Origin of the sequence: Rossellomorea yichunensis (genome assembly GCF_032337515.1) — a bacterium.
GTDB lineage: Bacteria > Bacillota > Bacilli > Bacillales > Bacillaceae_B > Rossellomorea > Rossellomorea yichunensis.
This window is the reverse complement of the sequence record NZ_JAVYAD010000012.1, coordinates 43,299-59,994: the sequence shown is the minus strand read 5'-3', so window position 1 is coordinate 59,994 and position 16,696 is coordinate 43,299. Positions and strand designations below refer to the sequence as shown.

Here is a 16,696-nt window from a genome sequence, read left to right as displayed (position 1 = left end):
ATAGCTCTTTAAAAATAAATCTAGAATTAACGTTGACGTATTGTCTTGTTTTGTTCAGTTTTCAAGGTTCAATGTGTGTCACGTCCGTTTGGAGCGACTTTATTAATTTATCACACATCATCGTGTGATGTCAACTGTTTTTTCGAATTAATTATTGGTGTTTCTTCTAAATAATTCATTTCGTTTCAGCGACGTTTATTAATATACCAAGATTTTCGGGTGGGGTCAATACATTTCATGAACTTTTTTAAAAAATATTTCAAACACATTACCTCTTTTACACTCCCACCATTTAATTCAGTAAGCCGCAAACACTGTTCACTAATAGGGCATAAATTGTAAAGCTCCCGTTCGGATACCTACGGAAGCTGATTTTCATCAATATGTCTCTTTCTTATTCGCTGCCGTCTTCATATACTTTAGACATTCCTTATGACTGGCAAACCTTTTAAAGAGTGAAAATAAGATTTTGTACCGTTCATCCATTGCTCTCTTAACGATATGATCAATTCGAGAATCTTTTAGATCAAACAGTATTTCATCCATCTCTCTTTTTAACAAATACTCTATTTCTTGTTTCTCTCTGTCATTAATCATTAACCCCAGCAAGTATGTCACCCCTTAATGTTTGTATTTGTAGTTTTTTCCATTAAAAGAAATTTATAATCATTTTTTTATAAGATAGATATTTTTTCTGGGGACATGCATATCTTTAGTAGAGAAAGACGGTTGAACGGAGGGATGAAATATTGAATACGTTTCACACAGTTAATGCTAAGAAGTTAAAGCAAATCAGTCTGATTATCGTGATTTCATTTTTTACTGCCTTGTTTGTATATAGCAGTACCCTTTCGACTCTTTCTGTTTTTAGTACGAAGGATGGACCGAAAGCGATCTACAAGGGGGAAAAAGGAGTCGCGATTACATTCAATATTGGTTGGGGAGATGAAAAAGCGGGGCCGATCCTTGAAGAATTAAAGAAAATGAATGTCCAGTCCGCTACCTTCTTTCTTTCAGGTGCCTGGGCGGAGAGACACCCTGATTTAGTGGAGCAAATTGTGAAGCAGGGATATGAAATCGGAAATCTTGGCTATGCCTATTCTGATTATACGGATATGGAACCAAATAAGATCAAGCAGGACATTTTAAAGGCAGATACCGTTTTTAAGAAGCTGAATGTAAAAGATGTGAAGTTATTACGCGTGCCAACCGGTCACTTTAATAAAGAAACATTAAAGGTAGCCGACTCTCTTGGACTTACCGTGGTTCACTGGAGTGTAGACTCTAAAGATTGGACGAATCCTGGTGTAGATGAAATCATCAATAATGTGAAGAAAGCCAAAAAAGGGGACATCATTCTCCTTCACGCATCGGATTCAGCTAAACAAACGAAATCCGCTTTGCCGACCATCGTGAAAGAGTTGAAAGGAAAAGGGAACTTCATTACGGTTTCAGAGATGATCTCAAATGGGGATGCCGAGTCTTCCCTCATACAGTAATAAAAGCCCGCTGATGAAGGGATCTCACCAGCGGGCTTTTATTTGTTTAACTGTTGGTTGGCTCCTTTCGTTGCCTTTCCATTTGGGACTTCTCGATATATTTAGGAAGACGCAGAAGCTGGAATGCATTACATGCCAGTAAAGCCAGCAGCATAAGATACAGCCATTTCACGGAGTTCACCAGTAAAACTGGCAGCCACTCCAGTGTCGTTACAACAATCATAAAGAATAAGGCAGACACAAATGTGTTCGTCTTGGCTTCTGATTGCTGATTTTTCATATAAGCTACGATTAATCCAACGACCAGGATTCCGATCCCCAGAAAAATATAAGGCGTATACGACTCGCCTTCCTCAGCGAAAGCTCTGAATCGGAAATAGATTAAATCAAACAGGACAAGGGCAATCAGCACCACTTGAACGGGATTCCATAAGCTCTTAAACATTCCCATCCCGAATTGATGGATGGTTAAATAAGCGAAATACCCCATCTGACTGATTACACTAAATGTGAAACCTACAAATATAAACCAAAGCAGACTTGATAATATGCCAATCACGTTTCCGTCTTGAACGTATGGTCCGAACTGATCCCATCTAATGAGAAGTGCGGCGGTGGCAGTCACAGCTCCTCCGATCACTAACGTATGAATAAAAAAACGAATCCAATTGCGGATGGTCACTTCTATTTTCCTCCAAATAAAAAAATATACACTCATTTGATTGTACCAACGCATACTTAAAAAATCCAGGTTCCAGTTTTTCTTGTGCATATTTTTTTCGTTATTTCTCATATTAAGGGTAAGGGAATTTGTATGGAAGGAGCCTACCCATGAAAAGATATTCCTTTCTTTTTCTACTGTCGATTCTTCTTCTATCCGCTTGTGGCGGTGGAGGAGATACAGGCAGTGGCAAAATGGATTATGAAGAAACCAAGAAAATGGTTGTCGATATATTAAAGACCGATGATGGTAAAAAAGCGATTGAAGAAGTCATGTCTGATGAAAAAATGAAATCAGAGCTTATTATGGACCAAGGGGTTGTGACGGATACCATCTCGAAGACGTTAACCTCTGAAAAAGGTACTGAATTCTGGAAGAAATCCTTCGAAGACCCTAAGTTTGCCGAAGCGATGGCAAAAAGCATGAAGGATGGAAATGAAAAGTTGCTCAAAGACCTCATGAAGGATCCCGAGTATCAAGGAATGATGATGGATCTGTTAAAGGACCCTGAATTCAAGAAGGAACTGACTGAAGCATTAAAAAGCCAGGAATATAGGGAACATCTGCAAAAAGTCATTACGGAAACATTTGAAAGCCCTCTGTTTAAGGCTAAGATGCAGGATGTTTTATTGAAGGCTGCCGGCGAAATGAAAGAAGGCGGTAAAAGCGGCGGTGGCAGCGAGTCTTCTTCAGGAGGTGGTGAAGAAGGCGGATCTGGTGATTCTGGAGGTTCTGGCAGTGGCGGTGGCGGTAGCCAATAATTCTAAAAAGGACAAATGCGTGGGGATTCCCACGCATTTGTCCTTTTTTCGTCTAACTAAGATAGTTTTTCAATCACTTTATGAGCGATGTCACCATAGATCTGCCCTAAACGATGGTCCTCTGCGTAAATGGAAGGAGCAAAATCCTCTTCGTTCCAGTCAGGCTGTTGAAGTGGAAGCTTGCCTAATAAGTCGGTACGGAGTTCTTCCGTTAGCTTCTCTCCCCCACCTTGACCGAATACGAATTCTTTTTCGCCTGTTAATTTACTTTCGAAATAAGACATGTTTTCAACCACACCAATAATGTCATGGTCAGTTTGCAGGGCCATGGCACCTGCTCGAGCCGCTACGAATGCTGCTGTTGGATGCGGTGTCGTGACGATGATCTCCTTACAATGTGGAAGCATCGTGTGAAGATCAAGGGCAACGTCACCTGTTCCAGGCGGCAGGTCCAGCAGTAAATAGTCCAGTTCTCCCCACTCTACTTCTGAGAAGAAGTTATTCAGCATTTTCCCTAGCATAGGACCTCTCCAAATAACGGGAGCATTGTCTTCAACAAAGAAGCCCATGGAAATGACTTTTACTCCAAAACGTTCTACTGGAATAATTCTCTCTCCCCGAACGACTGGTCTTTTCACGATTCCCATCATATCCGGCACACTGAAACCGTAAATATCCGCATCCACGAGCCCGACTTTTTTGCCTTGACGGGCCAAGGACACAGCTAAGTTAACAGAAACCGTTGACTTTCCTACTCCGCCTTTTCCGCTGGCAATCGCAATAAACGTTGTTTTACTTGCAGGTGATAATAAATCCGTTCCTTGTCCGCCGGATCCTCTATGCTTTTCAAGCTCTTCCTGTGGAAGCTCCGTGAACCGGATTCCGACAGAATCCGCTCCGTTATCCTTTAAGACTTGTACGATCTTTTGTTGGAATTGCATTTGTTCACCAGTACCTGTCTTGGCAATGGCGATCTTCACGCTTACATGCTTCTTTTCTTCCTTGATTGAAATTTCTGCGATACCGTTTGTTTCTTGTAACGTTTTATTTAAAAAAGGATCTTTTAATCCAAATAAAAGTTCGCGTGTCTGTTGTTCAGTTAACATGAATAACCACCCTTTTCTATGTATTCGTTTTCAATCTATCTGCTTTCAGTATAACATATTCTTAGTTGAATGAATGATCAAAAGGTTATGAATGCTTTTGTTGAATAATGAAATGATTCATTGAAAAAAATAAAAGCTGAGAGGTTATTCCTCATCAGCTTTTTCTTTATCTTCTTCTTCCATTGTTAAATAATTGAGAACACCCTGGTATACAGAGGCAGCGATTTTTTGCTGGTAGTCTTCTTTAAGTAAGTTAGCCCGCTCACCTGGATTGGATAAGAACCCGATTTCCACTAAGGCTCCCGACTTTTTGGCGTGTTTTAATATATATACATTCTGAATGCCCTTCGCTTCACGTGTGGTGTTTTCTAAATTACGAATAAGCTCTCCCTGAATGGCTTTTGCAAGGGCTTTATTTTCTTTATACTTTGGGTTATAGAATGTTTGTGCACCACTCCACTTAGCAGATGGAATGGAGTTTAGATGGATGCTTAAAAATAAGTCGGCTTCAGATTCATTGATTAAACTTAGCCTCTTCTTCAGATCTTCCACTTTCCGGCGGCTGTATCCTTTGGTTCCTTCATCGGCAAGATCTTCATCTTTTTCACGTGTCAGTATTACGAGAGCCCCTTGTTCCTGGAGATAATCCCTTACCATCAGAGAAACATTTAAAGCGATGTCCTTTTCCAGGGCATCCTGATCACCAGCCCCACCGTCCGGACCGCCATGTCCGGGATCTATATAGATGATTTTACCTGATAAGGGGAGATTCCAGGAATCCCACGTATCCTTGTCCAGAATCTTATATTGAATAATGAATAATAATATAGCCAGTGCAGAAATCATCCCGATTACCTTTAGTTTCTGAATCATTCCAGTCCTCCCATTTCAGTTTCAACCCGGAGTAAAGCTCCGCTGTCCTTACTAAAAAATATGGGACGAGAATGATTTTTAGAACTGAAATGATTAATTCAAACGCAGTTTATGACGCTTGATCCCCTTTTCATACCCTTCTGCCCACCATGTTTCCACAAAGTGCTCGCAGCAGTAATAGAAGGATTCATCCACTTGATTAGAGACGCCCATCTCTGACCAATACAACCAGAAATTATAAAGTGTATCAATAAAGTGTTTTAATTCTTCCTCGCACCGCTTTTTCACGAGGTCTGTGGGCTCACCGGTATAACCAAACTTGCTGACCTTTCCACCGAGCAGATAGGCTTCGATGGCCACATCAAAGCATGCCTCATCAAAACCCTGTTGCATAAATACTCCGCCTTGAACCTTTATATATCCAAAATGCTTTCGGACACTCTCCTGAAGCATTTTAATCGAAATCTCTTTCAGCAATGTTCTTTCCGTCTTAATTTGCTTTTCTCTTCTCTTTGTATTGAAAGTTGTAATAACGTTCAAAGATCATCCACCCCTTTGAACGTATTTTCCTACTTAACACACCACTTCATTCGAGTAACTGTTACCAATTTTTTTGAGGGACGGACCTCCGTTTTTTATGTAAAACAGAAGGTCCGTCCCTCTCTCACATAACAAAAAAAGCCCAACCGAATGAATCGGTTGAGCTTTTGTTTGAAATAATAATTAACGCTTAGAGAATTGTGGCGCGCGACGTGCACCTTTAAGACCGTATTTTTTACGCTCTTTCATACGAGAGTCACGAGTTAATAATCCAGCGCGTTTTAGAGTTCCACGGTACTCAGGGTCTGCTTGTAGTAAAGCACGAGCGATTCCGTGACGGATCGCACCAGCTTGACCAGCATAGCCTCCACCATGGACGTTTACTAAAACGTCATAGTTACCAAGAGTTTCAGTTGCAACTAGTGGTTGCTTAATTACTTCTCTTAGTGCTGCGAATGGGATATAAACTTCTACTTCACGATCATTGATAACAATGTTTCCGTTACCTGGTACTAAACGTACACGAGCTACTGAGCTCTTACGACGACCAGTTCCGTAATATTGAACTTGAGCCAAGATAATAACCTCCTCTTATTAATTATCCACGAAGTTCGTAAACTTCAGGTTGTTGTGCTTGATGCTTATGCTCTGCTCCAGCATACACATGTAATTTCTTGAACATTTGACGACCTAGAGAACCTTTTGGAAGCATACCTTTGATAGTAAGCTCTAACATTTTCTCTGAGTAGTTTGTACGCATTTCTAATGCTGTACGTTGCTTTAAACCACCTGGGTGATTAGTGTGACGGTAGTAAATCTTATCCGTTAACTTTTTACCAGTTAGTTCAATTTTTGAAGCATTAAGAATGATAACATGATCACCAGTGTCTACATGTGGTGTGAATGTTGGTTTGTGTTTTCCGCGTAGAATAGAAGCAACTTCACTAGCTAAACGTCCTAGAGTTTTGCCTTCAGCATCTACAACGAACCATTTACGATCGATTTCGTTGGCTTTTGCCATATACGTTGTACGCATGATTTAACCTCCTATTTAATGAATCCGTAGTATTTATTTTCTAATCACAATAAGTTTCCGGGGCTTATCGTGGGGTTAATAACATACCATATGCTATATTATCTTGTTCCCAGTCTATTGTCAAGAGAATGTTACACCAGGATTAGTTGTTTTAGAATTTTTTTTGAAAGTAAGATACAATACTACTTCACAGTAAGATCATAATCAACCTTCCACAGATATAACCCATGAGGTGGCGCTGTCTTCCCTGCCCTATTGCGATCCCGTGCTTCCAGTATTTCAGGGATCTCCTCTACCGGTAAATCCCCTGAGCCTACTTCTAATAAGGTACCCACCAATATCCTTACCATATTGTATAAAAATCCATTTCCCACAAAGGAAAAAATGAATTCTTCTTCATGCTCTTGAATGTCGATATGGTGAATGGTTCTTACTTTGTCTTCCACTTCCGTCTTAGCAGAACAAAAGCTCGTGAAGTCATGTTCCCCGATCAGATGCCGGGCAGCTTGTACCATATCCGTCACTGAAAGATCATGCGGATAATGAAGGGAAAAGTGACGGTTAAACGGACTTCTCGATTCTCCCGTATAAACACGGTATCGATATTCCTTCTGTAGGACAGAGAACCTTGAGTGGAATTCAGTTGGAACAAACTCAGCTTCTTTAACGGTTACTTCATCCGGTAAGCGTGTGTTCAGCACGACCGGCCATTTCTCTTCAGGGATGGATAAGGGTGTATCAAAATGAAAAACCTGCCCGTTCGCATGAACACCAGCGTCGGTCCGCCCAGACCCACTGATCCGGATTCTTTCCCCTTTATGGATAGTGGACAGAATATCTTCTATGAGCCCCTGGACGGTTCGCTGATTGGGTTGTACCTGATAACCATGAAAATAGGTGCCATCATAAGCGATGGTACACTTCACTCTCTGCATACACGACACTCCCGTTATCCTCTAAAAATAATCAATACAACTGTTAGAAGGGCCAGTACAACTAATGCCCCCGTATCCTTCTTGTGCCAGGATAACAGGCGGTATTTTGTCCTGCCCTCTCCACCTTGATACCCTCTTGCCTCCATGGCGGTTGCCAGGTCCTCAGCCCTTTTAAAAGCACTGACGAAGAGTGGGATCAATAGAGGGATGATGGCTTGGATCCGATCTTTGATGGGACCGGAAGAAAACTCAGCACCCCTTGCAATTTGGGCCTTCATGATTTTATCCGTTTCCTCCATCAAGGTCGGAATGAACCTCAAGGAAATCGACATCATAAGGGCCAGCTCATGAACGGGAAACTTCACTTTTTTCAATGGGTTCAATAGCGTCTCGAGTCCGTCCGTAATCGTGATGGGGGAGGTCGTCAGCGTTAATAAAGACGTGACGAGAATCAGATAAAAGAATCGTAAAGAAATGAATATCCCCTGCCTTAACCCCTCTTCATGAACAGATAATATGCCTAAGTCCAGGATGACGGGACCTTCCTTGGTGAAAAACACGTGTAAAAAGAACGTAAAAAGAATCAACCAGAGGATAGGCTTCAATCCACCGATAATAAAACGCAAGGAAAGATTAGAAAGAATGAGTGCGCTAAATGTAAAAAGACCGAGCAATGCATACGTAACAAAATTATTTGCAAGAAAGACGACACAAATAAATCCAAAGATAAATAATAGTTTTGCCCTCGGATCCATCTGATGAAGGATGGATTTAGCAGGTACGTAGCGGCCAAAGATCATTTTCTCCATCATAGGGCTTCACCTCCGTCCATGACTTTGCGGATGGCTGAAGCTAATTCCTCTATCGTTAAACAGGTCTTCGGTAGCTTCTTCCCTGTTTTGTGTTCAAGTTGATATTGAAAACGAACGACGTCCGGCACGTCCAATCCCATCTCAAACAGTTCATCCGCCGAAGAGAATATCTCTTCAGGACTTCCTTTTCTCTTAAGACGGCCTTTCTGCATAATCACAATCTCTTCTGCATAATGAGCAGCGTCTTCCATGCTATGGGTGACGAGAATGGTCGTCAGTCCTTTTTCCTTATGAAGGTCATAGAACATGTCCATAATTTCACGTTGACCCCTTGGATCGAGCCCCGCAGTAGGTTCATCGAGTACAATGACCTCCGGGTTCATAGCAAGTACACCTGCAATGGCTACACGTCTCATTTGTCCCCCTGATAAATCAAAAGGGGATTTATTAAGTACTTCTTCTGAAAGTCCAACCTTTACGATCAGTTCCTTGGCTCTTTTTATCGCTTCTTCTTCTGATACGCCAAAGTTCATTGGTCCGTAACAGATATCTTTAAGGACTGTTTCTTCAAACAACTGATGCTCAGGAAATTGAAAGACGATGCCTACCTTCTGTCTGACCGGCTTTAGACTTTTCGCCTTTTGTTTGGCTTTTATTTGATGTTCCCCTACTTGGACAACTCCCTTTGTAGGCTTTAACAGTCCGTTTAAATGCTGCAAGAGTGTTGACTTCCCTGAACCAGTGTGACCGATCACCGCAAGGAATTGACCTGTCGGGATGGTAAGATCGATATCTTGAATGGCGAGTTTTTCGAATGGAGTGTTGAATGAATACCGGTATTCTACCTGATGAAATGTGATTTGCATAATTCATTCACCAACTCTTCTTCTGTAAAATATGTTTTTGACAAGGGTATCCCCACTTCTTTAAGAGCCCCGGTAAGCTTTATTGTGAAAGGAGAGTCCAGGCCAAGCTTGATTAACTCGTCCTCTAATAAGAAAATTTCTTCCGGGGTTCCTTCCTTAAAGACCATCCCCTGATTTAATACAATCATTCGATCGGCTTTTGTCGCTTCTTCCAGGTCGTGGGTAATGGAGATCACCGTCAGGTTTTCTTCCTCTTTCAGCTTGCGTACTGTTTCAAGAACTTCTTTTCTTCCTTTGGGATCAAGCATCGATGTCGCTTCATCTAAAATGATGATTGATGGCTGAAGGGCTACGACCCCGGCAATTGCTACACGCTGCTTTTGACCACCTGATAAATGGTGCGGCTCTTGATTAAGAAAATCCTCCATATGGACACTTTTTAAAGCATCATTGACTCGCTGTACCATCGATTCATAAGGTACTCCATGGTTTTCTAACCCAAAAGCCACATCATCTTCTACTGTAGCACCAACAAATTGATTATCGGGATTCTGAAAGACCATACCCAGCTTTGAACGGATGTCCCAGATAGAGCTCTCTTCAAGAACGATCCCGTCCACCGTTACCTTTCCCTTTTCAGGAAAATGAAGTCCATTCAACATTTTGGCAAGAGTCGATTTACCGGATCCGTTATGACCGACAATCGCTAACCATTCACCTTGATTGACAGTCAGGCTAATCCCTTTAAGGGCGTAGGAATTCTGATCAGGGTATCTGAAATGTACATCGTCTACTTGAATGATTTCTTTCATTTTTTGCAACCTCCTCTACGCTCTTCATACTCAGCTCAGCTAAAAAATCTCTGCATATAAAAAAAAGCCTGCACCCCGACCAAAGAAAAGAGAACTTTTCTTGTTCAACCATTGAACAGCTTCTATGAAAATAGAAGTTGGAAGGGGTGCACGAGCTAGACGAGTCAGCCGGAGCTGCTCATCGTAACGCTCTGCTTTTCATCAACATGCACTTATACAAAAAGGGCAAAGAAGCAGTTAAGGATTAACTGTCCTGCCCTTAATGTTAGAAGTCACGAATTATTAAACTAATTCGATGATTGCCATTGGAGCACCGTCACCACGGCGAGGACCAACCTTCATAATGCGAGTATATCCGCCTTGACGCTCTGTGTAACGAGGAGCGATGTCAGAGAATAACTTTTGTAAAGCATCTTGGTTGTTTTCAGCGTTTGCAACTTCTTTACGAATGAATGCACCAGCTTGACGACGCGCGTGAATGTCACCACGTTTACCTAGAGTGATCATTTTTTCCACAACTGAACGAAGCTCTTTCGCACGAGTTTCAGTTGTTTCGATGCGCTCGTTAATGATTAGGTCTGTAGCTAAATCACGTAGCATTGCTTTACGTTGAGCACTGGTACGTCCTAACTTTCTGTAAGCCATTAAGGGTTCCCTCCTTTGTTGAATCTATATATGAAAGAAGATGTTATCAGTCGTCTTTACGTAAGCCAAGTCCAAGGTCTTCAAGTTTAACTTTAACCTCTTCAAGTGATTTACGTCCTAAGTTACGCACTTTCATCATATCTTCTTCTGTCTTGTTAGCAAGCTCTTGAACAGTATTGATTCCAGCACGCTTCAGGCAGTTATAAGAACGAACAGAAAGATCTAATTCTTCGATCGTCATCTCAAGAACTTTCTCTTTTTGGTCTTCTTCTTTTTCTACCATGATTTCAGCATTCTGCGCTTCATCTGTAAGGCCAACGAAAATATTTAAGTGTTCTGTTAGAATCTTAGCACCCAAAGAAATCGCTTCTTTTGGTCCAATACTTCCATCAGTCCATACATCAAGAGAAAGTTTATCGTAGTTCGTCATTTGACCAACACGAGTATTTTCTATTTGATAGTTAACGCGTGAAACTGGAGTGTAAATAGAATCGATTGGGATCACGCCAATAGGAAGATCCTCACGTTTGTTCTGGTCTGCCGGTCTGTATCCACGTCCACGTGATGCGCTTAAACGCACACGGAAGTGTCCACTCTTAGATAATGTTGCGATGTGTAAATCAGGATTCAGCACTTCTACATCACTATCATGAGTAATATCAGCAGCCGTTACAACTCCTTCGCCCTGTACATCAATTTCTAGCGTTTTTTCTTCATCAGAGTAGATCTTTAACGCTAACTTCTTGATATTCAAAATGATGGATGTGACATCCTCTACGACGCCTTCAATTGTTGAAAATTCATGCAGTACTCCATCTATTTGAATAGATGTGACAGCAGCACCTGGGAGTGACGATAGTAGGATACGACGTAAGGAGTTACCCAAAGTTGTACCATATCCACGCTCAAGTGGTTCTACGACGAACTTTCCATATGTGGCATCATCGCTGATCTCAACCGTTTCAATTTTTGGCTTTTCAATTTCGATCATTAATATTTACCCTCCTTCAAAACGTCGAAACTCCGGGCTAAATAAGTTAAAGTCCGAAATTCCCCATGTTTACGTTCCCTATTGTGCACCAACAACTGGTTACTTTTCTGAATGAACGTATCTTGTATCATATCCCATTATAGACAACGATACAAAATTTATACAGAAAAATTAAACGCGGCGACGTTTTGGTGGACGGCATCCATTATGAGGAACTGGAGTAACGTCTCTGATTGCAGTAACTTCTAGACCTGCTGCTTGAAGAGCACGGATAGCTGCTTCACGACCAGCACCAGGACCTTTAACTGTTACTTCAAGAGTTTTTAAACCATGTTCTTGAGAAGCTTTCGCTGCAGTTTCAGCTGCCATTTGCGCTGCGAATGGAGTGGATTTACGAGAACCTCTGAATCCTAGTGAACCTGCACTTGACCAAGCAACAGCATTTCCGTGAACATCAGTAATAGTTACGATTGTGTTATTGAATGTAGAACGAATGTGTGCAATACCAGCTTCGATATTCTTTTTCACACGACGTTTACGAGTGTTTGTTTTACGTGCCATACTAAGAAGTAACCTCCTTTACCTATTATTTTTTCTTATTAGCTACAGTCTTACGAGGACCTTTACGTGTACGAGCATTGTTCTTCGTATGTTGTCCACGAACAGGTAGTCCACGACGGTGACGAAGACCGCGGTATGAACCGATTTCCATAAGACGTTTGATGTTTAGTGATACTTCACGACGAAGATCACCTTCTACTTTTAATTTATCAACGATATCACGAATCTTTCCTAGTTCGTCGTCAGTTAGATCGCGAACGCGAGTATCCTCAGATACACCAGCTTCAGATAAGATTTTCGCTGCAGTATTTTTACCAATACCGTAGATGTATGTTAATGAAATGACAACACGTTTGTCACGTGGAATGTCTACACCAGCAATACGTGCCATAGTGATAGCGCACCTCCTTTAAGATTAGCCTTGTTTTTGTTTGTGTTTAGGGTTTTCACAGATAACCATGACTTTACCTTTTCTACGAATAACTTTACATTTTTCGCAGATTGGCTTAACAGATGGTCTAACTTTCATCTTATTCTAACCTCCTTAATAGTACGGAGTGCAATAGATTATTTATAACGATAAGTGATTCTACCACGAGTTAAGTCATACGGTGATAATTCTACTGTTACCTTGTCACCAGGTAGGATACGAATGAAATGCATACGGATCTTTCCTGAAACATGTGCCAGTACTGTATGACCATTTTCTAATTCTACCTTAAACATCGCATTGGGCAAAGTCTCGGCGACCTTACCTTCAACTTCAATTACATCATCCTTAGCCATCGAACATGTCTCCCTTCTTCTCATCATTTAAAACTTCGTTAACAAACTTTGAAACAGCATAACGCAGTTTACCGTTCGTAACTCTTCCTGTTTCTATAATACTGTTTTGAACTTCTGGAGAAACATAGTCACACAAGTGAAGATGAGCGATGTTCTTTCGCTTGGCGCGATCAAACTTTCTTCGATCTCCATCTGCTATGAGTACAAAACGTTCATCCAATTGCTGAACAACGACCGAGTAGCTTCCTGTTTCTCTCCCTTTAAGGGTTTGAACAATCTGGCCTATCCTCGGAATCGTCGAATCTGACTCGATCAATCCAATCACCTTCACTTAGGCTTTCGTCAATATCTCATAGCCGTCTTCAGTAATTGCAATGGTGTGTTCAAAGTGCGCACACATTTTATCATCTACTGTGACGACTGTCCAGTTATCTGATAACGTTCTAACATATCGACTTCCTGCATTAACCATAGGTTCAATAGCCAGTACCATGCCAGGCTTTAAACGAGGGCCTTTGTTGGGTGGTCCATAATGAGGAATTTGCGGGTCCTCATGTAAGTCTTGACCAACTCCGTGTCCCACATACTCTCGAACGATAGAAAAGCCATTAGCCTCAACAAATGTTTGTATACTATGAGAGATATTCGACAGACGCTCGCCTGGTTTAGCTTCCTTAAGTCCCAGAAATAATGATTCTTCCGTAACATCCAGAAGCTTCTGGGTTTCATCATCTATTGTTCCAACTGGATATGTCCAAGCTGAGTCACCGTGATAACCGTTATACTTAGCACCGATATCGATGCTGATAATATCGCCATCCTTCAATACCCGATCGCCTGGAATTCCATGAACCAACTCATTGTTGACGGATGCACAGATGCTGCCACGAAACCCATTATACCCTTTAAAAGATGGAATTGCATCATGTTTACGAATGAATTTTTCAGCAATTGCATCCAATTCTTTCGTCGATATTCCCGGAGAAATATGCTTTTGCAATTCCGCATGAGTTAATGCCACAATCTTTCCAGCTTGCCGCATAATCTCAATCTCCCTCGGAGTTTTAGAAATGATCATTATGAAAGGCCTCCAAGTAGTTCATCAATGTCATCAAACACTCTATGGATGTCTTGTTGACCGTCAATGTTTTTCAGATAGCCTTTATCTTCGTAGTAAGCCAATAGTGGTTGAGTTTGCTTGATGTTTACGTCTAAACGGTTTTGAACCGTTTCTTCGTTATCATCTGCGCGTTGATATAACTCACCGCCGCAGCGATCACAAACGCCCTCTTCTGTTGGCGGATTAAAGACAAGATGATAAGTAGCGCCGCACTCTTTACAGATCCTGCGACCTGTCAAGCGCTCCATCAGGATGTCCTTATCTACATTTATATTAATGACATAATTCATTTTTTTACCAAGATCAGCCAGGATGTTTTCAAGTGCTTCTGCCTGAGCAACCGTTCTTGGAAACCCATCCAGTAAGAAGCCTTTTTCACAGTCCTCTTTGCTTAAACGTTCACGAACGATACCGATTGTCACTTCATCAGGAACAAGATCGCCATTATCCATGAATGATTTAGCCTTCAAGCCTAGTTCAGTACCGCCTTTAATAGCTGCACGGAACATATCGCCAGTAGAGATATGGGGGATACCATATTTATCTACGATCTTTTCAGCTTGAGTGCCTTTTCCTGCGCCTGGTAAGCCCATAAGAACTATATTCACTCTCGAACTCCCCCTAATTGTCTATAAAATGGCTTCAGGAACAAAATGTTCCCGAAAACCCTCTTATTTAATAAATCCTTTGTAGTGACGTTTCACTAACTGTGCTTCCAGTTGCTTCATTGTCTCAAGTGCAACACCTACTACGATGAGTAAGCTTGTTCCACCGATTTGAGCTGCAGGAGGTAATCCCGCAAAGTTAATGAAGAAAACAGGAAGTATAGAGATGACAGCTAAGAAGATTGCCCCAACAAATGTTAGACGATACAGAACGCGAGTGAGATACTCTTGTGTGGTTTTACCTGGACGAATACCAGGGATATATCCACCTTGCTTCTTCAAGTTTTCAGCCATTTGTTCTGGATTCACTTGAATGAAAGCATAGAAATACGTAAAGGCAACGATCAGAGCTACATAGATGATCATACCAACTGGTTTAGTGTAATCAAAGATGTACTGAATAGTACTTGTCACATCGTTTTCTCCGAAGAAAGATGAAATGGTCTGTGGCGTGATTATGAAAGAAATCGCAAAGATAACTGGAATAACACCCGCAGCATTTACCTTTAACGGTAGATGTGTTGATTGTCCACCAACCGGACTACGCCCCACTAAACGTTTTGCATATTGAATCGGAATCTTACGAAGTGCTTGTTGAATAAACACGACACCAACCACGATTGCAATAACTGCTAAAACAAGAAGTGCAAGAACCACAATTCGAAGGAAGAGCTGTTCGCCTGCCCCTTCAATTTGTTGAGCATAGATTTGGTTTACTGTGTTAGGGATAGCAGCAACAATACCTGCAAAGATCAGGATCGAAATACCATTCCCTACACCTTTAGCCGTGATTTGTTCACCCAACCACATAAGAAAAGCCGTACCAGCTGTTAGAACTAACGCTATTAGTAGGTACGTACTAACTCCCGGGCTTTGGATAAGCATTCCACCATATATTCTATTGAAGCCATAGGACATACCTAAAGCTTGGATGAATCCGAGAACGATGGTGAAATAACGTGTGAACTGAGCTAATTTTCGGCGTCCGACTTCACCTTGCTTAGACCACTCTGTAAACTTCGGCACAACATCCATTTGCAGGAGTTGTACGATGATAGAAGCAGTAATGTAAGGCATAATTCCCATCGCAAAGATGGAGAAGTTTTGCAGTGCACCGCCACCAAATGTATTCAGGAATCCGAGAATTCCTGCCTGGTCTTGCATTTTCAATACATTAGCGTCTACGTTTGGCACCGGAATGAAGGTACCAAGACGAAAGACTATTAACATTAGAAGGGTGAAAATAATTTTATTTCTTATATCACCCACGCGCATAAAATTGGAGATAGTTTGAAACATTAGATCACCTCGGATGTACCGCCAGCAGCTTCGATAGCTTCTTTAGCAGTGGTTGAGAATTTTTGTGCTTTTACTGTAAGCTTTTTCTCGATTGAACCTTTACCAAGAATCTTAATTCCCGCTTTTTCGTTACTCACTACGCCAGTTTCTACTAGTAGAGCTGGAGTAACTTCTGTACCATCTTCGAAGCGATTCAATGCGTCAAGGTTGACGATTGCATATTCTTTACGATTGATGTTCGTGAATCCACGTTTTGGTAGACGTTGGAATAATGGTGTTTGACCACCCTCAAAGCCAGGACGAGTTCCGCCACCTGAACGAGCGTTTTGTCCTTTATGACCTTTACCAGAAGTCTTTCCATTACCTGAACCAATACCACGTCCTACACGATTGCGGACCTTACGTGAACCTTCTGTAGGCTTTAACTCATGTAATTTCATGTCGGCACCTCCTTTTTTTCGAAAGAAATCGATTATTTTTCTGTAACCGTTACAAGGTGAGCAACTTTATTGATCATACCGCGGATAGCAGCATTATCTTGTTGTTCAACTGTTTGATGCATTTTGCGAAGTCCTAAAGCTTCAACAGTTTTACGTTGATCTTGTGGACGACCAATTGTACTGCGAGTGAGGGTAATTTCTAGTTTGTTAGCCATCGTTATCCCTCCC

General features: G+C 41.5%; 25 protein-coding genes. 2 read left to right on the top strand and 23 right to left on the bottom strand.

Annotated elements, in window-relative coordinates; all coding sequences use genetic code 11:
* Positions 1-378: 378 nt before the first annotated feature.
* The gene (locus tag RSX31_RS22370; RefSeq protein ID WP_148971258.1) at positions 379-609 is read right to left on the bottom strand and encodes a hypothetical protein; all 231 of its coding nucleotides are present in this window, start codon (positions 607-609) and stop codon (positions 379-381) included.
* 140 nt (positions 610-749) lie between these two features.
* Here RSX31_RS22370 and pdaB point away from each other — a divergent pair, with 140 nt between their 5' ends.
* On the top strand, positions 750-1,499 hold the full coding sequence (gene pdaB / locus RSX31_RS22365; RefSeq protein WP_315636044.1) for a polysaccharide deacetylase family sporulation protein PdaB: 750 nt from the start codon (positions 750-752) through the stop codon (positions 1,497-1,499).
* Between the two features lie 46 nt (positions 1,500-1,545).
* Here the strand turns inward: pdaB and RSX31_RS22360 are convergent, their stop codons facing one another.
* Entirely contained in the window at positions 1,546-2,181 is a 636-nt protein-coding gene (locus RSX31_RS22360) for a KinB-signaling pathway activation protein (RefSeq protein WP_148996567.1), read from the bottom strand.
* 149 nt (positions 2,182-2,330) lie between these two features.
* On the opposite strand from RSX31_RS22360, the gene gerD reads away from it, so the two are divergent.
* Entirely contained in the window at positions 2,331-2,981 is a 651-nt protein-coding gene (gene gerD / locus RSX31_RS22355) for a spore germination lipoprotein GerD (RefSeq protein WP_315636043.1), read from the top strand.
* Positions 2,982-3,037: 56 nt separating this feature from the next.
* Here gerD and RSX31_RS22350 read toward each other — a convergent pair whose 3' ends face one another.
* From RSX31_RS22350 to rpmD, 21 genes are all read right to left on the bottom strand, one after another.
* A complete protein-coding gene (locus RSX31_RS22350) occupies positions 3,038-4,087 on the bottom strand; it encodes a P-loop NTPase (protein ID WP_315636042.1) in 1,050 nt (349 codons plus the stop codon).
* Between the two features lie 144 nt (positions 4,088-4,231).
* Positions 4,232-4,960 carry an N-acetylmuramoyl-L-alanine amidase CwlD gene (gene cwlD / locus RSX31_RS22345; RefSeq protein WP_148996564.1) on the bottom strand — a complete coding sequence of 243 codons (729 nt, stop codon included), beginning with the start codon at positions 4,958-4,960 and terminating at the stop codon, positions 4,232-4,234.
* 93 nt (positions 4,961-5,053) lie between these two features.
* Complete coding sequence (locus tag RSX31_RS22340; protein ID WP_148996563.1) at positions 5,054-5,500, bottom strand: DUF2521 family protein; 447 nt, start codon at positions 5,498-5,500, stop codon at positions 5,054-5,056.
* A gap of 183 nt (positions 5,501-5,683) precedes the next feature.
* Positions 5,684-6,076 carry a 30S ribosomal protein S9 gene (rpsI, locus tag RSX31_RS22335; protein ID WP_148971251.1) on the bottom strand — a complete coding sequence of 131 codons (393 nt, stop codon included), beginning with the start codon at positions 6,074-6,076 and terminating at the stop codon, positions 5,684-5,686.
* A gap of 22 nt (positions 6,077-6,098) precedes the next feature.
* Positions 6,099-6,536 carry a 50S ribosomal protein L13 gene (rplM, locus tag RSX31_RS22330; protein ID WP_113970906.1) on the bottom strand — a complete coding sequence of 146 codons (438 nt, stop codon included), beginning with the start codon at positions 6,534-6,536 and terminating at the stop codon, positions 6,099-6,101.
* Positions 6,537-6,718: 182 nt separating this feature from the next.
* Entirely contained in the window at positions 6,719-7,471 is a 753-nt protein-coding gene (truA, locus tag RSX31_RS22325) for a tRNA pseudouridine(38-40) synthase TruA (RefSeq protein ID WP_315636041.1), read from the bottom strand.
* A 14-nt stretch (positions 7,472-7,485) separates the two neighbouring features.
* Positions 7,486-8,283 carry an energy-coupling factor transporter transmembrane component T family protein gene (locus RSX31_RS22320; RefSeq protein ID WP_148971249.1) on the bottom strand — a complete coding sequence of 266 codons (798 nt, stop codon included), beginning with the start codon at positions 8,281-8,283 and terminating at the stop codon, positions 7,486-7,488.
* Positions 8,280-9,149 carry an energy-coupling factor ABC transporter ATP-binding protein gene (locus RSX31_RS22315; protein WP_315636040.1) on the bottom strand — a complete coding sequence of 290 codons (870 nt, stop codon included), beginning with the start codon at positions 9,147-9,149 and terminating at the stop codon, positions 8,280-8,282. The genes RSX31_RS22320 and RSX31_RS22315 overlap by 4 nt, the downstream gene beginning before the upstream one ends.
* The gene (locus tag RSX31_RS22310) at positions 9,125-9,961 is read right to left on the bottom strand and encodes an energy-coupling factor ABC transporter ATP-binding protein (protein WP_315636039.1); all 837 of its coding nucleotides are present in this window, start codon (positions 9,959-9,961) and stop codon (positions 9,125-9,127) included. The genes RSX31_RS22315 and RSX31_RS22310 overlap by 25 nt, the downstream gene beginning before the upstream one ends.
* A gap of 282 nt (positions 9,962-10,243) precedes the next feature.
* Positions 10,244-10,606 (bottom strand): 50S ribosomal protein L17, encoded by a 363-nt coding sequence (gene rplQ, locus RSX31_RS22305; RefSeq protein ID WP_034765940.1) that lies wholly within the window; start codon positions 10,604-10,606, stop codon positions 10,244-10,246.
* A 46-nt stretch (positions 10,607-10,652) separates the two neighbouring features.
* On the bottom strand, positions 10,653-11,597 hold the full coding sequence (locus tag RSX31_RS22300) for a DNA-directed RNA polymerase subunit alpha (protein WP_034765941.1): 945 nt from the start codon (positions 11,595-11,597) through the stop codon (positions 10,653-10,655).
* Between the two features lie 171 nt (positions 11,598-11,768).
* Positions 11,769-12,158: a 30S ribosomal protein S11 gene (gene rpsK, locus RSX31_RS22295; RefSeq protein WP_032085294.1), complete on the bottom strand. Its 390-nt coding sequence runs from the start codon at positions 12,156-12,158 to the stop codon at positions 11,769-11,771.
* A gap of 25 nt (positions 12,159-12,183) precedes the next feature.
* The gene (gene rpsM / locus RSX31_RS22290) at positions 12,184-12,549 is read right to left on the bottom strand and encodes a 30S ribosomal protein S13 (protein WP_034765943.1); all 366 of its coding nucleotides are present in this window, start codon (positions 12,547-12,549) and stop codon (positions 12,184-12,186) included.
* A gap of 24 nt (positions 12,550-12,573) precedes the next feature.
* Positions 12,574-12,687: a 50S ribosomal protein L36 gene (gene rpmJ, locus RSX31_RS22285; RefSeq protein ID WP_003156543.1), complete on the bottom strand. Its 114-nt coding sequence runs from the start codon at positions 12,685-12,687 to the stop codon at positions 12,574-12,576.
* A 38-nt stretch (positions 12,688-12,725) separates the two neighbouring features.
* Complete coding sequence (gene infA, locus RSX31_RS22280; protein ID WP_034765945.1) at positions 12,726-12,944, bottom strand: translation initiation factor IF-1; 219 nt, start codon at positions 12,942-12,944, stop codon at positions 12,726-12,728.
* Complete coding sequence (locus RSX31_RS22275; protein ID WP_148971246.1) at positions 12,937-13,260, bottom strand: KOW domain-containing RNA-binding protein; 324 nt, start codon at positions 13,258-13,260, stop codon at positions 12,937-12,939. Before RSX31_RS22275 ends, infA begins: the two co-directional genes overlap by 8 nt.
* Positions 13,261-13,275: 15 nt before the next feature.
* A complete protein-coding gene (gene map / locus RSX31_RS22270) occupies positions 13,276-14,022 on the bottom strand; it encodes a type I methionyl aminopeptidase (RefSeq protein ID WP_148971245.1) in 747 nt (248 codons plus the stop codon).
* The gene (locus RSX31_RS22265; protein ID WP_113970899.1) at positions 14,022-14,672 is read right to left on the bottom strand and encodes an adenylate kinase; all 651 of its coding nucleotides are present in this window, start codon (positions 14,670-14,672) and stop codon (positions 14,022-14,024) included. The genes map and RSX31_RS22265 overlap by 1 nt, the downstream gene beginning before the upstream one ends.
* Positions 14,673-14,735: 63 nt before the next feature.
* Complete coding sequence (secY, locus tag RSX31_RS22260; protein WP_113970898.1) at positions 14,736-16,028, bottom strand: preprotein translocase subunit SecY; 1,293 nt, start codon at positions 16,026-16,028, stop codon at positions 14,736-14,738.
* Positions 16,028-16,468 (bottom strand): 50S ribosomal protein L15, encoded by a 441-nt coding sequence (gene rplO, locus RSX31_RS22255; protein ID WP_113970897.1) that lies wholly within the window; start codon positions 16,466-16,468, stop codon positions 16,028-16,030. Before rplO ends, secY begins: the two co-directional genes overlap by 1 nt.
* A 32-nt stretch (positions 16,469-16,500) precedes the next feature.
* Positions 16,501-16,683 (bottom strand): 50S ribosomal protein L30, encoded by a 183-nt coding sequence (gene rpmD / locus RSX31_RS22250; protein ID WP_044340532.1) that lies wholly within the window; start codon positions 16,681-16,683, stop codon positions 16,501-16,503.
* Positions 16,684-16,696: the final 13 nt, after the last annotated feature.

Excerpts from the sequence above, each read along its gene's own strand:
- rpmJ (WP_003156543.1), bottom strand. The coding sequence starts at position 12,687 with ATGAAAGTTAGACCATCTGTTAAGCCAATCTGCGAAAAATGTAAAGTT.
- RSX31_RS22300 (WP_034765941.1), bottom strand. The coding sequence starts at position 11,597 with ATGATCGAAATTGAAAAGCCAAAAATTGAAACGGTTGAGATCAGCGAT.
- rplO (WP_113970897.1), bottom strand. The coding sequence starts at position 16,468 with ATGAAATTACATGAGTTAAAGCCTACAGAAGGTTCACGTAAGGTCCGC.
- RSX31_RS22320 (WP_148971249.1), bottom strand. The coding sequence starts at position 8,283 with ATGATGGAGAAAATGATCTTTGGCCGCTACGTACCTGCTAAATCCATC.
- map (WP_148971245.1), bottom strand. The coding sequence starts at position 14,022 with ATGATCATTTCTAAAACTCCGAGGGAGATTGAGATTATGCGGCAAGCT.
- rplQ (WP_034765940.1), bottom strand. The coding sequence starts at position 10,606 with ATGGCTTACAGAAAGTTAGGACGTACCAGTGCTCAACGTAAAGCAATG.
- infA (WP_034765945.1), bottom strand. The coding sequence starts at position 12,944 with ATGGCTAAGGATGATGTAATTGAAGTTGAAGGTAAGGTCGCCGAGACT.
- RSX31_RS22310 (WP_315636039.1), bottom strand. The coding sequence starts at position 9,961 with ATGAAAGAAATCATTCAAGTAGACGATGTACATTTCAGATACCCTGAT.
- secY (WP_113970898.1), bottom strand. The coding sequence starts at position 16,028 with ATGTTTCAAACTATCTCCAATTTTATGCGCGTGGGTGATATAAGAAAT.
- rpsK (WP_032085294.1), bottom strand. The coding sequence starts at position 12,158 with ATGGCACGTAAAACAAACACTCGTAAACGTCGTGTGAAAAAGAATATC.
- rpsM (WP_034765943.1), bottom strand. The coding sequence starts at position 12,549 with ATGGCACGTATTGCTGGTGTAGACATTCCACGTGACAAACGTGTTGTC.
- RSX31_RS22350 (WP_315636042.1), bottom strand. The coding sequence starts at position 4,087 with ATGTTAACTGAACAACAGACACGCGAACTTTTATTTGGATTAAAAGAT.
- cwlD (WP_148996564.1), bottom strand. The coding sequence starts at position 4,960 with ATGATTCAGAAACTAAAGGTAATCGGGATGATTTCTGCACTGGCTATA.
- truA (WP_315636041.1), bottom strand. The coding sequence starts at position 7,471 with ATGCAGAGAGTGAAGTGTACCATCGCTTATGATGGCACCTATTTTCAT.
- rpmD (WP_044340532.1), bottom strand. The coding sequence starts at position 16,683 with ATGGCTAACAAACTAGAAATTACCCTCACTCGCAGTACAATTGGTCGT.
- gerD (WP_315636043.1), top strand. The coding sequence starts at position 2,331 with ATGAAAAGATATTCCTTTCTTTTTCTACTGTCGATTCTTCTTCTATCC.
- rplM (WP_113970906.1), bottom strand. The coding sequence starts at position 6,536 with ATGCGTACAACGTATATGGCAAAAGCCAACGAAATCGATCGTAAATGG.
- RSX31_RS22315 (WP_315636040.1), bottom strand. The coding sequence starts at position 9,149 with ATGCAAATCACATTTCATCAGGTAGAATACCGGTATTCATTCAACACT.